At 38.7% G+C, this 15,860-nt stretch carries 18 protein-coding genes and 1 tRNA gene; 8 read left to right on the top strand and 11 right to left on the bottom strand.

Translation table 11 applies throughout. From position 1 onward, the window contains the following. Window positions 1-12: 12 nt before the first annotated feature. The gene (locus B3297_RS00995) at window positions 13-555 is read left to right on the top strand and encodes a DUF1543 domain-containing protein (protein WP_046672388.1); all 543 of its coding nucleotides are present in this window, start codon (window positions 13-15) and stop codon (window positions 553-555) included. Between the two features lie 75 nt (window positions 556-630). On the opposite strand, the gene B3297_RS01000 is transcribed toward B3297_RS00995, so the two are convergent. The 6 genes from B3297_RS01000 to B3297_RS01025 form a co-directional block, all read right to left on the bottom strand. After that, window positions 631-2,106, bottom strand: coding sequence for an amino acid permease (locus B3297_RS01000; protein WP_286778280.1), 1,476 nt, complete (start codon window positions 2,104-2,106; stop codon window positions 631-633). A 132-nt stretch (window positions 2,107-2,238) separates the two neighbouring features. Continuing rightward, window positions 2,239-2,886, bottom strand: coding sequence for an NAD(P)-dependent oxidoreductase (locus B3297_RS01005; RefSeq protein ID WP_286778281.1), 648 nt, complete (start codon window positions 2,884-2,886; stop codon window positions 2,239-2,241). A gap of 7 nt (window positions 2,887-2,893) precedes the next feature. Continuing rightward, the gene (locus B3297_RS01010; RefSeq protein WP_070566147.1) at window positions 2,894-3,307 is read right to left on the bottom strand and encodes an Rrf2 family transcriptional regulator; all 414 of its coding nucleotides are present in this window, start codon (window positions 3,305-3,307) and stop codon (window positions 2,894-2,896) included. A gap of 115 nt (window positions 3,308-3,422) precedes the next feature. Then, window positions 3,423-4,109, bottom strand: a complete 687-nt coding sequence (locus B3297_RS01015) for a carboxypeptidase-like regulatory domain-containing protein (RefSeq protein WP_286778282.1) — start codon at window positions 4,107-4,109, stop codon at window positions 3,423-3,425. 121 nt (window positions 4,110-4,230) lie between these two features. Then, window positions 4,231-6,177: a M1 family metallopeptidase gene (locus B3297_RS01020; RefSeq protein ID WP_239468752.1), complete on the bottom strand. Its 1,947-nt coding sequence runs from the start codon at window positions 6,175-6,177 to the stop codon at window positions 4,231-4,233. Window positions 6,178-6,346: 169 nt separating this feature from the next. Beyond that, window positions 6,347-6,694: an ArsC family reductase gene (locus tag B3297_RS01025; RefSeq protein ID WP_070566141.1), complete on the bottom strand. Its 348-nt coding sequence runs from the start codon at window positions 6,692-6,694 to the stop codon at window positions 6,347-6,349. Window positions 6,695-7,022: 328 nt separating this feature from the next. On the opposite strand from B3297_RS01025, the gene fbaA reads away from it, so the two are divergent. The 3 genes from fbaA (at window position 7,023) to B3297_RS01040 (ending at window position 9,838) form a co-directional block, all read left to right on the top strand. Continuing rightward, window positions 7,023-8,102 carry a class II fructose-bisphosphate aldolase gene (gene fbaA / locus B3297_RS01030; RefSeq protein WP_070566139.1) on the top strand — a complete coding sequence of 360 codons (1,080 nt, stop codon included), beginning with the start codon at window positions 7,023-7,025 and terminating at the stop codon, window positions 8,100-8,102. A 158-nt stretch (window positions 8,103-8,260) separates the two neighbouring features. Further along, window positions 8,261-8,935, top strand: a complete 675-nt coding sequence (locus B3297_RS01035) for a head GIN domain-containing protein (RefSeq protein WP_286766968.1) — start codon at window positions 8,261-8,263, stop codon at window positions 8,933-8,935. A gap of 234 nt (window positions 8,936-9,169) precedes the next feature. Then, window positions 9,170-9,838: a sterol desaturase family protein gene (locus B3297_RS01040; RefSeq protein ID WP_286766969.1), complete on the top strand. Its 669-nt coding sequence runs from the start codon at window positions 9,170-9,172 to the stop codon at window positions 9,836-9,838. 103 nt (window positions 9,839-9,941) lie between these two features. Here the strand turns inward: B3297_RS01040 and B3297_RS01045 are convergent, their stop codons facing one another. Further along, complete coding sequence (locus tag B3297_RS01045; RefSeq protein ID WP_286766970.1) at window positions 9,942-10,355, bottom strand: group III truncated hemoglobin; 414 nt, start codon at window positions 10,353-10,355, stop codon at window positions 9,942-9,944. 167 nt (window positions 10,356-10,522) lie between these two features. Between B3297_RS01045 and B3297_RS01050 the strand changes: the two genes are divergently transcribed. Further along, window positions 10,523-11,089 carry a hypothetical protein gene (locus tag B3297_RS01050; protein WP_070566135.1) on the top strand — a complete coding sequence of 189 codons (567 nt, stop codon included), beginning with the start codon at window positions 10,523-10,525 and terminating at the stop codon, window positions 11,087-11,089. A gap of 190 nt (window positions 11,090-11,279) precedes the next feature. On the opposite strand, the gene B3297_RS01055 is transcribed toward B3297_RS01050, so the two are convergent. Both B3297_RS01055 and B3297_RS01060 read right to left on the bottom strand, forming a co-directional pair. Further along, a complete protein-coding gene (locus B3297_RS01055; RefSeq protein WP_070566193.1) occupies window positions 11,280-11,816 on the bottom strand; it encodes an ExbD/TolR family protein in 537 nt (178 codons plus the stop codon). A 388-nt stretch (window positions 11,817-12,204) separates the two neighbouring features. Further along, the gene (locus B3297_RS01060) at window positions 12,205-12,747 is read right to left on the bottom strand and encodes a hypothetical protein (RefSeq protein WP_286766973.1); all 543 of its coding nucleotides are present in this window, start codon (window positions 12,745-12,747) and stop codon (window positions 12,205-12,207) included. Window positions 12,748-12,918: 171 nt separating this feature from the next. Between B3297_RS01060 and B3297_RS01065 the strand changes: the two genes are divergently transcribed. Together B3297_RS01065 and B3297_RS01070 are read left to right on the top strand one after the other, a co-directional pair. After that, window positions 12,919-13,197: a hypothetical protein gene (locus tag B3297_RS01065; protein WP_286766974.1), complete on the top strand. Its 279-nt coding sequence runs from the start codon at window positions 12,919-12,921 to the stop codon at window positions 13,195-13,197. Continuing rightward, window positions 13,191-13,808 carry a winged helix-turn-helix domain-containing protein gene (locus tag B3297_RS01070; RefSeq protein ID WP_286778283.1) on the top strand — a complete coding sequence of 206 codons (618 nt, stop codon included), beginning with the start codon at window positions 13,191-13,193 and terminating at the stop codon, window positions 13,806-13,808. Before B3297_RS01065 ends, B3297_RS01070 begins: the two co-directional genes overlap by 7 nt. A gap of 65 nt (window positions 13,809-13,873) precedes the next feature. On the opposite strand, the gene B3297_RS01075 is transcribed toward B3297_RS01070, so the two are convergent. Together B3297_RS01075 and B3297_RS01080 are read right to left on the bottom strand one after the other, a co-directional pair. Beyond that, window positions 13,874-13,958, bottom strand: a tRNA-Ser gene (locus tag B3297_RS01075). Window positions 13,959-14,053: 95 nt separating this feature from the next. Further along, window positions 14,054-14,938, bottom strand: a complete 885-nt coding sequence (locus B3297_RS01080; protein ID WP_070566124.1) for a bestrophin family protein — start codon at window positions 14,936-14,938, stop codon at window positions 14,054-14,056. Window positions 14,939-15,005: 67 nt separating this feature from the next. On the opposite strand from B3297_RS01080, the gene B3297_RS01085 reads away from it, so the two are divergent. Beyond that, window positions 15,006-15,854, top strand: coding sequence for a glycoside hydrolase family 25 protein (locus B3297_RS01085; RefSeq protein WP_070566122.1), 849 nt, complete (start codon window positions 15,006-15,008; stop codon window positions 15,852-15,854). The last annotated feature ends 6 nt before the right edge of the window (window positions 15,855-15,860 follow it).

The raw sequence follows: 15,860 nt of genomic DNA on the forward strand, positions 1-15,860 counted from the left end.
TGGTTTTTGACTATGAAGTTATTTATGATTTTGATCGGTTGTAAGCCGAAAAATAGACGGACAGAACAGCATGACATTTTCTTTGGCATTGGGAATGAGCTCAAGGATTTTGTTGATCCCATTAAAGATTTTTGGCCTGAGGCTGATGGTAAAATCCATATTGATGCCTACCGTATTGTCCATAAGATCGGGGAATATGAAATTAAGGTTACTGAAAGGGGGAATGGACAGGCTGTTGATTCGGAAGTGAAATTGTTTTTTGTTAATTTAGGGGGATACAAACCGAATGAATTTGATGAGTTCCATTACAAAGAGCTTATTGTTGCATCGAGTTTGGCCAAGGCTACTGAAAAGGCAAAACGGACTGTTTTTTGGAAGCACCACAGTTCGGCACACATCGATGATAAGTATGGTTTGGATGTTGATGATATTTATGAGATCGAAGATTTGCTATTACCTCGTGATAAAGAGCAGTATAGTATTCAAATTACCCCAAAGACCGGTTTGGAAGAAGATACCATTGCGAATGGCTATTTTAAACTGAGCGCGTTATAGAGGGAATGCGCTATTCGATTTCTTAAACATAAAAAAGGCTTCTCTATAAAGAAGCCTTTTTTATGTTTAACCAGCTTATTGTTGGTTCTGATGTTGTTTTCTAATGACACTATGTTTTTTGCCGTATACAAAATAAATCAATAAGCCTATACCAAGCCAGACGGCCAAACGCTCCCAGCTTTCTATTGGCAATGAAGCCATCATTAAAATACAGACCAAGATTCCCATGATCGGAACGAAAGGAACCAGTGGTGTTTTAAATGGGCGCTCCAAATTGGGGTCTGTTTTACGTAGTACTAAAATACCCACACATACGAGGGTGAAGGCAAATAAGGTACCGATACTTACCATATGGCCAAGGTCTGAAACTGGAACGAAACCTGCGAATATACTGACGAATACCATGAAAATAGCGTTTGTTTTCCAAGGAGTCTGTCTTTTGGATAAGTCTGAGAATATCTTTGGAAGCAAACCATCCTTACTCATCGAATAAAATACGCGGCTCTGACCAAGTAACATCACGAGAATAACTGAAGTGTATCCTGCAATAATCGTAATAATCAACGCTGTATTTAAGAAATGGTAGCCTGTTCTGGCAAAAGCTGTCGCAACTGGCTTAGCGTCACCTTTGAACATCGTATAGTTTTCGATACCTGTCATTACGTAAGAGAATAAAACATACAAAAGTGTACAGATTATTAACGAGCCGATGATACCGATTGGCATACCTTTTTTTGGATCTTTCGCTTCCTGGGCAGCTGTACTCACTGCGTCAAAGCCGATGAATGCAAAAAAGACAACCCCAGCAGCGCGCAATACACCACTGATACCAAAGTGACCGAAGTCATCACTCTTTAAAAATGACCAGAAGCTTTGTTGTCCACTTTTTACAAGCTCTTCACCTGCATTTACAGGGATAAATGGATCGTGGTTTGCAGGATTGATAAAGCTCCATCCCAAGGCGATAAAAATCAATACAACACCGACTTTTAGGATAACCAATATATTGTTTACACGGGATGACTCCTGTGTGCCACGCATCAGCAATAGCGATAGTAAACAAACAATAATGATAGCCGGTAAGTTGACCACTCCACCTTCCCAAGGGCCTTTGAGTAGGGTGTCGGGGAGCTGGATATGGAATATCATCAGGAGCTGGTTGAAATATTGGGACCAACTGACGGCTACTGTAGCTCCTGCTAGTGCATATTCTAGGACGAGATCCCAGCCGATAATCCAGGCGACAAATTCACCCATTGTGGCGTAGGAATATGTGTAAGCACTTCCCGCAACAGGGATCATAGAGGCAAATTCGGCATAACAAAGACCTGCGAATCCGCAGCCTACTGCTGCGATAATGAAAGATAGGATAACAGCTGGCCCTGCATTTTCAGCAGCGGCAATCCCTGTTAGGGAGAAAAGTCCTGCCCCAATGATGGCCCCGACACCGAGGGCGATAAGGCCCGAGCTGGACAGTGTCCTCTTTAGCGTGTGTTCTCCATTTTCATTTGCTTCAGCAATGAGTTGAGGAATCGATTTTTTAAATAGCATAGGATTAATTCTTTACGATTATTTAGCTTTTCAATTGTTTAATTAATGTCAAATATAAATGATCTCAATGAAAAAAGGGAAGATTGCTCCTCCCTTTTGTAATAAAATCTGAATCAAATGCTTGTTTGGGTACTAATACGCTGCTGTAAAGCGTTTATTGAGGAATTGTTTGTTCTCAATTTCGTCTGCTATTGCTACAGCAAGATCCTCTACTGATAATCTAGAACGACCTTCCTGATCAAATACAGGAGCATCAAGGCCTGTGCGGTATTTTCCGGTACGTGTTCCACCAGCATGGGAATTCATTTCTATAGCGGGACTAAACATGGTCCAGGTAAGTTGATCTTCTTTCTGGATGGTATTCAGATAATCTGCTGCAGCTAATGCCCCAGGTTTAATTTCTTTGGGAAAATCCGGTGAATCGACCAGTCTATTTCCATCAATCAATAAACTTCCTGCACCACCAATAACAATTAAACGATTGATACCGGCATCTTTAACAGCCTGTTGGATTGCCAATGCACCTTTTGTAAAATCCTCATAAAGATTAGGGTTGGTCCATCCGGCATTGAAAGCCGAAACAACAACATCAACACCTTTTAGAGCAGAAACCAATTGATTATTATCATTGATATCTACTTGGAGTTTGGTTACTTTTTCAGTCGATGGAATATTTTCGGTGTGGCGGGCGATTGCAACGACGTCATAGTTGCGGTCTACCAATTCTTTTACGAGATGAGATCCTACGTATCCTGTGGATCCAATTACTGCTACTTTCATGTTTCCTTTAATTAAATGTTTTGCTAAAATCAGCTAGGGTTATCTTTTCCAAACGCTGTACAATATCAGTGTCGACTTCCTGATACAGATCCTGGAGTTTGGAGTTGATATTTTTGCCAACAACACAGGCCGGATTGGGATTGTTAAATTTCCCGCCGAAATCGCTTTGCTTGGAGCTAATATAAATATCAGCCAAGGTAATCGTTGGATTCTCGGGATTTATGCGAATACCGCCGCCCTTACCTTCTTTACTTGTCAATAAAGATGCTGTTTTGAGAGATGCAATTTCTTTGCGAACCACACTCGCATTGACCTGGATGCTTGACGCAATATATTCAGAAGAAAGCCATTGATTCGACTCTTCTAACTGTGCCAAAACCATAATGTGTAATGCTGTTGCGAACCTCAAGTTGTGTAACATCCTCTGCTGATTTTTCTAAATTATAACACAAAGTAACAGAAAAGGTTTTAAACTGAAATAAAAATTATTACAGTTTAAAACCTTCTGACAATCACGTGATAAAAGTGTTTGTTTTTTATTTTTTCTCGTTAAATTTTTTATAACTATCCATGATATAGACCTTCAAAGTTTCTTGGCTGCTGTTTTGGATAAATTTATAAGATGGTCTAAATCTTTCCTTAAACAGGGCTAGATCCGAACCATTGAGCGGAGTCAATTCTTTGATCAGGTTTTCTGTGAACTTTCTGTCAACTGCTCTTTTTTCGAGTTCATCGACCAGAAGTTTATAGTTTGAACGCGCTTGTTTTCCCTCTTTACTAAATATGCGGCTTGGAGAAATCCGTACTCCACCGCGATTTTGACTGGCGTCAGAATACTTTCCTAAAGTCTTCTCGCGCTGGATTTCAGCAGCAAGTCTGCTGTCTGTCATCCGTTCGACGACAACTTCACTCAGTTCGATAACATTATTCATTCTGTTCAAATAGATTCTGCGTAAGCTGCTATCATAAATGAAAACAGTATCTTGTTCATATCCCACAGCCTTGATCAACAAGAGGTCGTTTATATTGGCGTCAATAGCAAAGGAGCCATCTCTATTGGTCTGTACTTCAACCTTGGTTCTTAAATTTTGGATCTGTGCAGCCTCGATTTTCTCACCGCTGACAAGTTCCATAATAATCCCCTTGGTTTTTTCCTGTGCAACAAGATGTCCACTCATTAGCGTAATAAGTAAGCAGCTTAGAATCGTTTGTAAGATTTTCATGCGAATAAATATAGTTATGTATTTTCAATCTATGAATGAACAGGATATTTGCTGTTTTGTTTACGCCGTACGTTCATGATTGTTCTCTAGCCAAAAATAACGAATAGATTTTGAAAATCTGCTAATTTGCTTTCCACGAATTATTGTCTGGGTTTTTGTCCGGCATGACCATGTCAGGATCTAACTGTACAGATTGCAATGACTCTGTGGTGGGTATTTTAAATTGCCATACGTCATTTCTTTCCCAGATTTCCACCGGTAGTTTTTTTCGGATCTTCTTGCCCGATACGGTTGTCGCTTCAATAATAACTGGCATCGGTAATTTTTCGAGATTTTCCACGGTGACAAGTGCGCCAAATTTTGGCTCGTTGTTGACATAGGATACCGATTTTATACCTTGGTCCATTTGCCAGTTGTTGACAAACCACCCGCGCCAGAACCAGTTTAGGTTTTCTCCAGCACCGTTTTCAATGGCTTTGAAGAAATCCTCTGGAGTAGGGTGTTTGTAAGCCCATTCTTGGATATATTTTTTAAAAGCGTAATCGAAGCGCTCAGGACCGATGATTTCGTTTCGCAATAATTTCAGTCCATAAGCTGGCTTATAGTAGACCAAAGCACCAATATTACGTTCTTTCATGTTTTGCGGAGTACTCATGATCGGTTCAAGATTACGGGCAGTAAAGATGTAGGATCTGCTCGCCTGATTACGGTAATATTCACCATTATTGAATTCCTTTGTAGCGAGTTCGTTAATAAATGTATTGAACCCTTCATCCATCCAGCCATGTTCACGTTCGTTGGATGCGACAATCATTGGGAACCAATTGTGACCAAACTCGTGGTTAGTAACCCCCCAAAGTGAACCTGCTTTGGCCCGATTGCCACAGAACGACAAGGCTGGGTATTCCATTCCACCAACATTGGAAGCTACATTGACCGCTACAGGGTAAGGATATTCAAACCAGCTTTTTGAATAGATTTCAATTGCGGCTTTTGTATATTCTGTCGAGCGTTCCCAGGCATTGTTACTGTTACTTTCAATTGGATAGGCTGACAAAGCAAGGGATTTTTTTCCGCTGGGCAGATTGATCTTCGCACCATCTACTATAAATGCCGTAGAGGAGGCCCAGGCAATGTCTTGCGCATTATTAAGTTGATATTTCCAGGTTAAGGTTTTCTTGTCAGGTCTGGAGTTTTTTGCGGTAACTTCTTCGGCGGAGCGGATGATTACGGTTTCATCGCTACGTTGTGCCTGTTGGTATCGTTTGAGTTGCTCAGCTGTAAATACTTCCTGTGGGTTTAACAATTCGCCACCCAAGACAACCATGTGGTTTGCTGGAGTAGTGATCTCAACCTGGTAATTTCCGAATTCACGATAGAACTCTCCTGGTCCTGTATAAGGAAGCGTATTCCAACCTCTAATGTCGTCATAGACACACAGTCTTGGGAACCATTGTGCAATGGCATAGATTTTTCCGTTTTTTGTATCAAGTATACCGGTACGATCAGCTCCATATTTAGGAACGGTGTATTGGTATTTAATCTTAAAAGTTATTTTTCCGCCCTTGCTCTTTAATGCCGTCGGAAGTCGAAGCTGCATGCGGGTATCGTCAATAATATGTTCGATCGTATTTCCGTTTACGTCCGTAACCGATTGTATCTGATATCCACCATCAAAAGTGGAGTTGCCATCACCGTAACGGCTGTCGGTCAAGGGGGAGATCAATTGACCACGGCCATGTTGTGAAAACATATTTTGATCTAACTGCAACCACAGATAGTTCATATTGTCCGGACTATTGTTACTATAAGTAATCTCAACAGCTCCTGTAATTTGATCATTTTGATCATTCAGGGAAGCCTGAATTTTATAATCGGCTGCATTTTGCCAGTAGGCAGGGCCCGGTTTTCCGGCTGCGGAACGATATTCGTTACCATTATTTTTAAAAAACAAGGGTGCAAAGGCCTCAGTATAGCTATAATTGGATGTTTTCTCCTGTGCAAAGGCCGGATAAGCATAGCTCAACGCAACAAGGCTTAAAGAAGCCAGTGCAATTCTTTTCATCATACGTTTACTTAAATTATGTTTATTTGCTCCAATATACAATGAAAAGTACATTGAGCCAAAAAAAACGAAAACGACGTCTTAAAAGTTAAGGGAAAAAGGGGGACTTTAAAGGTGTATTTGGTACAATTGGAGGCTTTTTAAGACCTCCATTCCAGGGAGCTTTCTGGAACTATTTTAAATTTGTTACGTACTCTGTTTCATTAAAACCAAGTAATATGCCTTTATTGTATTCAATAACGGGACGTTTAATCATACTCGTGTTTTCCTGAAGCACCTTATTGGCGCTATTACTGTCTACGACTTGTTCTTGAGTTTCCGGAGATAGTTTTTTCCATGTAGTTCCCTTTTTATTCACTAAGGCCTGCCAGTCTACCTGTGTTTCCCATTCTTTTAATTTATCCTCACTGACACCTTCTTTTTTGAAGTCATGAAATTGAAAGGGGATATTGTTGTCTTCCAACCATGTAAGTGCTTTTTTTACTGTGTTACAATTTTTGATACCGTATACCTGTAGCATAATAGTGACAATTTGGTGAATCCAAATTTAATCAATCTCGACACAATATTTAAAATAATTCGTATTTCTGAATACATTCAAGATGCCTTATCTGTGATCCAATGATAATTGCGGATAACCTGTTGTTCATGGTATTGGGAAAAATAGGGACAAGTGGACTATTCTATTCAAAGGAATAATCAGAGGTTTATGATTTGTTAAGATTCTATATTCCCTATGGATTGATAGTGTATTTAGTACACTATAAAAATTAGGAAGTAATAATAATTTTTAATAATTTAGTAGCTTCAAGTATAATGAAAGATTAAAATAAATCAATAACAGAAATATGAGCCTAAAAGATTTTAAAGGTGTATTGACAGGAGATCAAGTACAAGAGTTGTTTGAGGTAGCGAAGAAACATAAGTTTGCTTTGCCTGCGGTAAACATTATCGGAACAAACTCTATCAATGCAGTTATGGAAACTGCGAAAGCAGTAAATTCTCCTGTAATTATTCAATTGTCAAATGGTGGAGCGCAATTCTACGCTGGTAAAACCTTGAACAACGATAATTTACAAGCTTGTGTATTGGGAGCGGTATCTGCAGCACAACATGTTCATTTATTAGCTGAGCATTATGGTGTAGCGGTTATTCTGCATACAGATCACGCAGCTAAGAAACTTTTACCTTGGATCGACGGTTTGTTGGACGCTGGCGAGAAATTCTTTGAGCAACACGGAAAACCATTGTTCTCTTCTCACATGTTGGATTTATCGGAAGAGCCAATTGAAGAAAATATTGAAATTTCAGCTAAATACTTAGCACGTATGAAACCACTTGGTATGACCGTGGAGATCGAGTTGGGTGTTACAGGTGGTGAAGAAGATGGTGTTGACAACTCGGATGTAGATAGTTCAAAACTGTATACTCAGCCGGAAGAGGTTGCCTATGCTTTTGAAGAACTGTCTAAAGTATCTGACAAATTTACAGTGGCAGCTGCATTTGGTAACGTTCATGGTGTTTACAAACCAGGTAATGTGAAGTTGCAACCAGTTATATTACACAATTCACAAGAATATATTCGTGAGAAATATAATCTTACTGCTGAAAAACCAGTAAACTTTGTATTCCACGGTGGTTCTGGTTCATCTCCTGAAGAAATTGCAGAAGCGATTTCATACGGTGCAATCAAAATGAACATTGATACCGATATGCAATGGGCGTTTTGGGATGGTGTGAGAGCTTATGAAGCGAAAAACCATGATTATTTGCAAGGTCAGATCGGTAATCCAGAAGGAGCTGATTCTCCAAATAAAAAATATTACGATCCCCGCGTTTGGTTACGTAAAGGTGAAGAAACGTTTGTTGCTCGTCTGAAAGAAGCATTCGCTGATTTGAATGCAGTAGATGTCAATAGCAAACTATAAGTATAAGCTAAAAAATAGATTATAAAAACGTCTTTAGTGCCCCCAAAAAGTTAAACACTTTATGGGGGCATTTTTTTATGTCAAAATAGGTTAAAAATACTGGTCTTAGTAGGAATTGGCTTATTTTTTGACGAACAACAATAAAAAGTCAAGTAAATATGAAATTTTTAGGAGTCAGTGTAATTCTTTTATTAATTGCCCAAATGGGGTTTGGGCAGGTGAAGCAAAATGTTGGCGATTTTTCTTCGGTGGTAGCGACAGACAAGATTCAGGTGGAGTTGATTAAGTCCGACGAGTCCTTGGTGACGTTTGAAGGACAGAATCACGAGAATGTTAAGGTGGTCAACACAAATGGATCCTTGGTTTTGAAAATGAATACGTTGAACATGCTGCAAGGGGGGAATATCTCTGTGAAGGTGTATTACAAGAGTTTGAACAATGTGGAAGCAAAAAAAGGCGCCAAGGTATTTGCGACCACAAATAATACAGTTGCTGCTGATCACTTAAAAGTATATGCTTCAGAAGGTGGTCTGGTCGATCTCTATACAGCGGTAAAAACAGCTGAAATAAAAGTGACCTCAGGTGCTACAATCGCTTTGTATGGAAAGGCAAACAAACAGGAGATCATTTCGAATTTTGGCGGTAAATATGAAGGAAAAGATTTTAAGACGAACACCACGGTGGTCACCGTTAATGGTGGTGGTAAAGCGAATGTTTATGTTACTGATTCCATCGAAACCAAAACACGTGGTGGCGGTGTCATTGATGTCTATGGAAAACCAGAACAACGTGTAGAAAAGAAAATGGCCGGAGGAACAGTCAACTTTAAATAAGTAAACTGTCTTGGATTTGTCAATTTTAGTGCGAGTTCATTTTAGTTGATTTTATAGAAAAGAGTGGAAATTTGAGGTAATAGATGAAATAAAAAGGGTTTAGCTTGATTGGGGTAATGATTATTGTTTAACCTTTTTATTAAAAAGGTCAGTTATTTTGTTTTTCTCATCAGAAACCTTCTTCATTTGTGCTTAAAATACTTATTTTTGTGAGGGAATAATAAAAATAGTATTATGGCAAAGCGTAATTATGTTTCAAATTCTACGGAATCTACGCGCATGTTCAAGAATGACTTTTTAGAGTCTTTGACGAAAGTGCATTGGAGTGTACCTTTGATTTTCTATGTACCCGTGGTTGTTTTCTTTTCGTATAAAGCGCTAGTTTGGGGAGACATTTCCTTTTTAACCTACATTGGGTATTTTATTTTTGGTTTAGCTTTTTGGACTGCTTTTGAATATGCGTTACATCGTTGGGTGTTTCATTTTCATCCGACATCGGAATGGGGAAAGCGAATCGCTTTTATTTTCCATGGTGTGCATCATGATTACCCAAGAGACCGTATGCGTTTGGTGATGCCGTTGTCAGCGAGTATTCCACTCGCTCTTTTGGTCTATCTTGGTTTTACATTGTTTTTTTCGAATGAGTTTATCTTAGCCTGTTTTTTCTCAGGTTTTATGGTGGGGTATTTGATCTATGACGAATGTCATTATGCGATGCACCATGCTAATTTTAAAAGCGGCATTTTCAAACGCATCAAGCAGCACCATATGTTGCATCATTATTCTGATCCCGAAAAAGGCTTTGGAGTAAGTTCTTCCTTATGGGATGAAATTTTACGCTCAGGTTTCGAAGAAAAGGAACCCAAAAAAGAATCTACTTCCTTAAAAGAAGAAAAAGCATAAATTGAATCACATCAACTAAAAAAGCCCTGGATAGTTTCCAAGGGCTTTTTTTTGGATTAATTTTTATTTATCAATGTGATCAAGTGGGCTTTGTAGGCCAACTTTAGATCAAGGGTTTCTTGTTGGGATTGGCCTGCAGGTATTCCAGTTTGAACTGAAACATTTGGGCCATTTTCTGCGCACGCCATTTAGCCTCTTCGGCCTTTTGTCCACTGTATAAGCAATCTACTGTTGCTTCGAATAAATTGAGCCATTGACCAAAGTGTTGTGCATCAATGGGTAAATTGATATGGGGTGGAAAAGGGCTGCCGAAATAACTATGTTCATCTAGTAGGATAGTCTGCCAGAAACTATACATCTTTTCAAGATGTATAGCCCAATTGTCTTGGATTCGTTCTTTAAAAATAGGTCCGAGCAAAGTATCTTTACGTATCGTCGTATAGAATTGATCTACTAATACTTTAATGTCATCGAGTGTCTGAATATCCTGTTTCATCGGCGTATGATCTATGCTCATGAATAAAGGCCTATAGCTGGATCAAAAACTTTTTCATGATGTTTATCTGGATTAAATGTAGTGACATTTATAGAGAATCGCATCACTTGGATGTAAAGATGTCTCGTTGAAATTTTGTAATTCTCTTTTATTGTCAGTAAATTGACTCAATACAAAGGGAAAAACATATGGGAAAATACGTTCTTTTAATCCTATTATCGATGGGATTTTATGCTGTTGAGGCACAGGTTACAACAATTTCGATCAATAAGGAAAATTTTCAGTCTTCTGGTTTTCCATTTAAGGGGAAGCGTGTGTTACAAGTGGAACGCCTTCAGACTCCAAAAGAAGATAATTATATTGTTTTTTCAAAAGAGGAACGGGGTGCTGATCCCGACAAACTTTATGTACAACAATTTCAGCAGATCGATGGAATGTGGCAGCTTGTGGCTGATGAATTGATATCCGAAGAAGGGATTGTTACGTCGGTTTGGGAATCTCGAAAGGCATTTTTTGATGCGGATAGGGATGGTAAATTGGATGCATTATTTATCTATTCAAGGCATCCAAAGGATGACCTGCAAAAGCAGCTAAGCTGTATTGGACTAGTTCTTTATAAGAATAAGTTTTACCGTCTCCGTGCAGAGGAAGCAGATGGTTATAGCCAAACAACGTTTTCGGACAATTATGCATCCCTACCGGTTGAGGTAAAAGAAAATGTGGAACGTTATTGGAATAATCTGGATAAAAGATAATATAGGCTACGCGTCTGGAATCTACCGAAAGATCGATGGATCATACGATCTTTCGGTAAACTTGTTATTGTATATTTGATCAAATAGTAAGCATTTCCGCATTTTTTGATGACACTCATTGATTTTACCTATGAAAGGCTCATTCAATAGGTTATCTCAAAGCATGGACAAGATATCGTTTAAATCAATGTTACTGGAGTGCAGCGAGCAATTGCTTTTCTTCTTCGATTTGCGTTTTACTGATTACGTAACGTGCGATATGCTGGTCCTTCAAATGGTCTATCGTTTGAATAACATCTTTCGTGCGCGCTTCTTTGCTAGGTTTAATCAATACAATCATGTCCTTTGTATTGGGCATGGTGCTAATCTTAGCTTTTAACTGTGCAATAACAGCCGAGAGCCCTTTGTCGATATCTACCGGTATTTGTGAAGAGCTGATCGGTTTTTTGAAATCCCCATGATACCACATGAATTTTCCTTCGCCCAGGATAAGAGTTGCCGTGCGGTTTTCATCAATAAGAACCGAACTTTCTATAGCTGATTTAGTTTTGTCTGGCATGGCGATATCCATTGCAGATGGTTTATTTAATGTTGTGGTCAACATAAAAAATGTAATGAGAAGAAATGCGAGGTCTACCATCGCTGTTAAATCTACTTTAGGGGCCATTTTCCTGCTTCTTATTTTTTTCTTTCCCGTTTCTTGCGTTTTTTGATTTAATTCTGCCATGATCGTCATCTTTAGGTTAACACGTTGTTGTTACTCCTTATAATGATGGCAGAAAAGAATGGATTCCACAGTGTTTTTTAAAAAAAAATTGAAGTTTTTTTTAGATACTTTCTGTGTTTTTTTTCTTAACCGTTGGTAATCAGTTTTTTTACCTGGTGTTTTGGTTTGTTCGTTGTTGATCAGATTTGTTTAATTCGCTTGTTATTTTTCCTTTCATCCAATTTAGGTCGGTTGCTAGGCTGTCGAAATTTATCGAGTTGGTTTGGTGACTTAATTTGAGTAACAAGGTTACTTTCGTTGTGATTTTAATTTTTGTACAAATAGTTGTGTTTGCAAAAAAGCCCTTCAATGCTGAAAGGCTTTTCTTGTGGAGTGGTTGTTACGTTACTCAGCAAGCGCCTTGGTTAGGTATGCGTTTATAAATTATTTTGTTATCTCTTTGTACATAGTCGCCCGCTACTATTGGATACGAATACTTAGGCGCGTACATGACACCACGACCCCTTATCGTTATTTTGTCGTTTACTTTCAAGCTTCGCAATTGTTGAAATTCATTGGAATTTTCCAGGCCAAAACTGAGAATATAGTCTTCACGATTAATTCTAACCATCACACCGAAACCTAACTGTGCTCCTAGTGGAAGATAAAGCGAAGTTACAACTGCGGCTATGTCGGCAGAATTCTTTATCTGATTGTTTATTTTCGCCGCGTTGTCAAGTACTTTTATGCCTTCGGGAGATTCTTGCCATTTTTTGAACTTTATACCATTAGGACTCGCTTCCCATTTATTCCTTTCGGCGGTCATTTCAGAACGAGTGCGTGAATTCGGGGTCGTTTTTTTTAAGGTTTCATTTTTGATTTCGCGATTGGCAAAGGCCAAGCCGCTTCCTATAGCGAGCGGTAAAACCAATACGTAGATAATTTTTTTCATATTTTTAAAAGTTTAATGAACATTAGATTTATCCCAGTAAATTAGATCCGTTCAAACTTTTTTCTCGTATCCTTTTTAGCGTGATGTAACAAAAATACGTTGATGATACTTATATAGTGGGATTTAGACTGTAAATAGTGATGTAATCTTTGTAAATAAATTGTAAATCGTATGTCTGAAAGCCGAAATATTTTCTCAGGGAACCGGAAGTACTTGTATGGCGGGATAATGCTCTTGTTTATTGCAATGGCCTTTATCGCTTTTGATAAGACTGGTACAGACGATTTTGATAGCGCCAGGAGAGAAGTTTTGCTTCGGCGGATAGGGGATGAACTGCTTACACAGTCGGGTGACAGTAGATCAAGGGTACTTCCGGTAGAAAAGATTCAAGAAAATGAATATCGGATCAGGTTTGAGAATGAAATCACCTTTAAACCAGACTCATGGTGAGTACTATTCAGCGGCTGTTGGTCAATGATCCTCTTGCCCGTGATTATGTCGTTAATGTACTCAACTGTGGCAATTCGAGTGTAGCTTATGGATATGCTATTTCCCATAATAAAAAAGATGATATTATTGCTTGTAGAGGTAGAGTGCAACCTAAAGGATGTTACATGATCAATATTAAATTTAAACCGAGCGGGATAAATACAGCAGCGAATAACTATTTTCTTGGTATCGTGTTGTTTTTAGCATTTGCTGGATTCTTTTTTTTGAAATCGGATCGGAGGCGAAGCATTGTGTTAGACGATCAAAATAACAGTATTTTAACCTTTGGGGCCGTTTTGTTTAATCCGCAGGAGCGAGAAATGATCATTAATGAAAACACCATAAATCTCACTGGAACGGAAACCCGTTTGTTACATATTTTAGCCTTGTCTCCTAATCAAACGATAGCGCGAACACGGCTGCAAAAAGAAATTTGGGAAGATGAGGGAATTATTGTCGGGCGCAGTCTAGATATGTTTATATCAAAACTTAGAAAAAAATTGGAGTTTGATCCGACTATCAAAATTACGGTTATACGTGGTAAAGGATATAAACTTGAGGTTAGTTCTTAAGAAGAGTAAGGGGACGGATTGGGCTAAAATGCAAAAAGCCTTTCATTTCTGAAAGGCTTTTTCTGCGGAGAGTGAGGGATTCGAACCCCCGAACCTGTGACAGTTAACGGTTTTCAAGACCGCCGCATTCGACCACTCTGCCAACTCTCCGCGACAAAAGTAGAAATTTCGAATAGATTTACAAAACTTATTTTCTATAGATAGTCTTAGGGTTTGAAAATGAGCTAGATTGTTTTTAAAAAAGGCTATACAGGGATAATCTCATGGCAGTGTTTCCTGATGTTGGCCGCAATTTTGTCGATCGGTAAATCGTCTTGGTCGATACCAAATGGCTCTTCAATGGACTCGCCAATTAATTCGAGAGATGCTAAAACATATAAAATAAATGGTACAGCAATCACAACAAAGTAACCGATGGAGAAAACGTAACCTACTGGAAGGGTCATGGTATAGAAGATAATGAACTTCTTGATAAATGCACTATATGCCAATGGTATTGGCGTATTTTTAATACGTTCACAAGCTCCACAAACATGTGTCATAGTAGTAATTTCCTCATTAAGGATAATAAGCTGATCGCCACTTATAGTTCCTTCTTTATATAGATCATTGATTTTGTGGAAGATCATGGTAGAAACTTGATTGGGGCCATGTTTTTTATTATCCAAAGCTTTTAACTCAGGGTGTTCGTTTTCGTCGAGCATAAACTTGGTGTAATCCGATCTTAAAAAATCGTATAGTGTCTCTGCGAATAGGGGGATTGCCTTTCTAAAAAAGCTACGGTTCACTTTGTCATCTACATCCAGCATGGCATTTAGTTTGTACGAAAAGGCTCTACTTATATTGGTCAATGTACCCCATTGCTTTCGGGCTTCCCACCAACGATCATAGGCTGTGTTTGTTCGGAATACCAGTAAAAGCGATATAACGAAACCGAGAAGATTGTGGACAATGGTAATGTTTTTGACCCAGCTCTTTTCATTTAATTTGAGGTATTCCAATTCAAGAAAGGCAATCATCCAGGAATAAAAAGCGATTAAAACAAGAAATGGCAGTAACTTTTTGAAGGTATCTGATTTATGCAACTTGAAAGTTGCCGAAAGCCAGTCTTTGGGGTTGTACACGATCATACACAAAAATATAAATTGTTGTGAAAATTTTGCGAGTTAATTGCTATTGCCGTAACTTCATCGTGCCATGGCACAACAGCGATTAAAAAGAAAGAAAACAAGCACAAAAGGAAGTCAAGCCCGAGGAACAAAGTGGATCTGGATGATAGCAGGAATGCTGGTGTTTTTCCTCTGTCTTGTAATGTGGCATTATCGAGCTGGAATTATATACTATTTTCGTGTGGCTACCTCCAAAGACAAGTCTCTGACGAAGGAGGCTAAATACGATATTCGAAATATTGAGATTATGAGCAAGCACGATGATAAGGTGTTTGGTATAGACGTGTCTACCTACCAGGAAGAAATAGATTGGCAAAAGGTAAGCACAATCAATGATCATTTTCCGATAGATTTTGTGTTTATCAGGGCGACAATGGGTGAGAAAGGAATGGATAATAAGTTTAGTCGAAATTGGAGCAAAACGGCAAATAGGGCGGTTTTGAGAGGGGCTTATCATTATTTTAGACCCAATGAAAACTCGGTAAAGCAAGCGAAGAATTTTATTCGAAAAGTTAAATTACAGCCTGGCGATCTTCCACCGGTCTTGGATATTGAGGAGCATCCAAAACAACAATCTATGGATAGCTTGAAAGTTGGGCTAAAACGTTGGCTTGAAGAAGTCGAAGCTCACTACAAAGTAAAGCCCATTCTTTACTCCGGAGATAAGTTTTATAGTGATTTTTTGGAAAAGGAGTTTGCCGCTTATACGCTATGGATTGCAAATTACAACTTTTGGGTTGAGAACCCCAAGGAGCATTGGGCTTTCTGGCAATTTTCTGAAAAAGGCTCTGTCAGAGGCATTCAGGGCAATGTGGACTTAAATATATACAATGGTAAAATTGAGGAATTGGAAAAGCTGCTTATTCCTTTTAAATAGTCAAAT

The sequence above is a fragment of the Sphingobacterium sp. UBA3519 genome, assembly GCF_002377215.1.
Lineage (GTDB): Bacteria > Bacteroidota > Bacteroidia > Sphingobacteriales > Sphingobacteriaceae > Sphingobacterium > Sphingobacterium multivorum.

Bases quoted from the DNA above. Each gene is read 5' to 3' on its own strand.
- B3297_RS01060 (WP_286766973.1), bottom strand. From the start codon at position 12,747: ATGAAAAAAATTATCTACGTATTGGTTTTACCGCTCGCTATAGGAAGC.
- B3297_RS01085 (WP_070566122.1), top strand. From the start codon at position 15,006: ATGGCACAACAGCGATTAAAAAGAAAGAAAACAAGCACAAAAGGAAGT.
- B3297_RS01050 (WP_070566135.1), top strand. From the start codon at position 10,523: ATGGGAAAATACGTTCTTTTAATCCTATTATCGATGGGATTTTATGCT.
- fbaA (WP_070566139.1), top strand. From the start codon at position 7,023: ATGAGCCTAAAAGATTTTAAAGGTGTATTGACAGGAGATCAAGTACAA.
- B3297_RS01080 (WP_070566124.1), bottom strand. From the start codon at position 14,938: ATGATCGTGTACAACCCCAAAGACTGGCTTTCGGCAACTTTCAAGTTG.
- B3297_RS01025 (WP_070566141.1), bottom strand. From the start codon at position 6,694: ATGCTACAGGTATACGGTATCAAAAATTGTAACACAGTAAAAAAAGCA.
- B3297_RS01035 (WP_286766968.1), top strand. From the start codon at position 8,261: ATGAAATTTTTAGGAGTCAGTGTAATTCTTTTATTAATTGCCCAAATG.
- B3297_RS01005 (WP_286778281.1), bottom strand. From the start codon at position 2,886: ATGAAAGTAGCAGTAATTGGATCCACAGGATACGTAGGATCTCATCTC.
- B3297_RS01055 (WP_070566193.1), bottom strand. From the start codon at position 11,816: ATGGCAGAATTAAATCAAAAAACGCAAGAAACGGGAAAGAAAAAAATA.
- B3297_RS01010 (WP_070566147.1), bottom strand. From the start codon at position 3,307: ATGTTACACAACTTGAGGTTCGCAACAGCATTACACATTATGGTTTTG.
- B3297_RS01000 (WP_286778280.1), bottom strand. From the start codon at position 2,106: ATGCTATTTAAAAAATCGATTCCTCAACTCATTGCTGAAGCAAATGAA.
- B3297_RS01015 (WP_286778282.1), bottom strand. From the start codon at position 4,109: ATGAAAATCTTACAAACGATTCTAAGCTGCTTACTTATTACGCTAATG.
- B3297_RS00995 (WP_046672388.1), top strand. From the start codon at position 13: ATGAAGTTATTTATGATTTTGATCGGTTGTAAGCCGAAAAATAGACGG.
- B3297_RS01065 (WP_286766974.1), top strand. From the start codon at position 12,919: ATGTCTGAAAGCCGAAATATTTTCTCAGGGAACCGGAAGTACTTGTAT.
- B3297_RS01070 (WP_286778283.1), top strand. From the start codon at position 13,191: ATGGTGAGTACTATTCAGCGGCTGTTGGTCAATGATCCTCTTGCCCGT.
- B3297_RS01020 (WP_239468752.1), bottom strand. From the start codon at position 6,177: ATGATGAAAAGAATTGCACTGGCTTCTTTAAGCCTTGTTGCGTTGAGC.
- B3297_RS01045 (WP_286766970.1), bottom strand. From the start codon at position 10,355: ATGAGCATAGATCATACGCCGATGAAACAGGATATTCAGACACTCGAT.
- B3297_RS01040 (WP_286766969.1), top strand. From the start codon at position 9,170: ATGGCAAAGCGTAATTATGTTTCAAATTCTACGGAATCTACGCGCATG.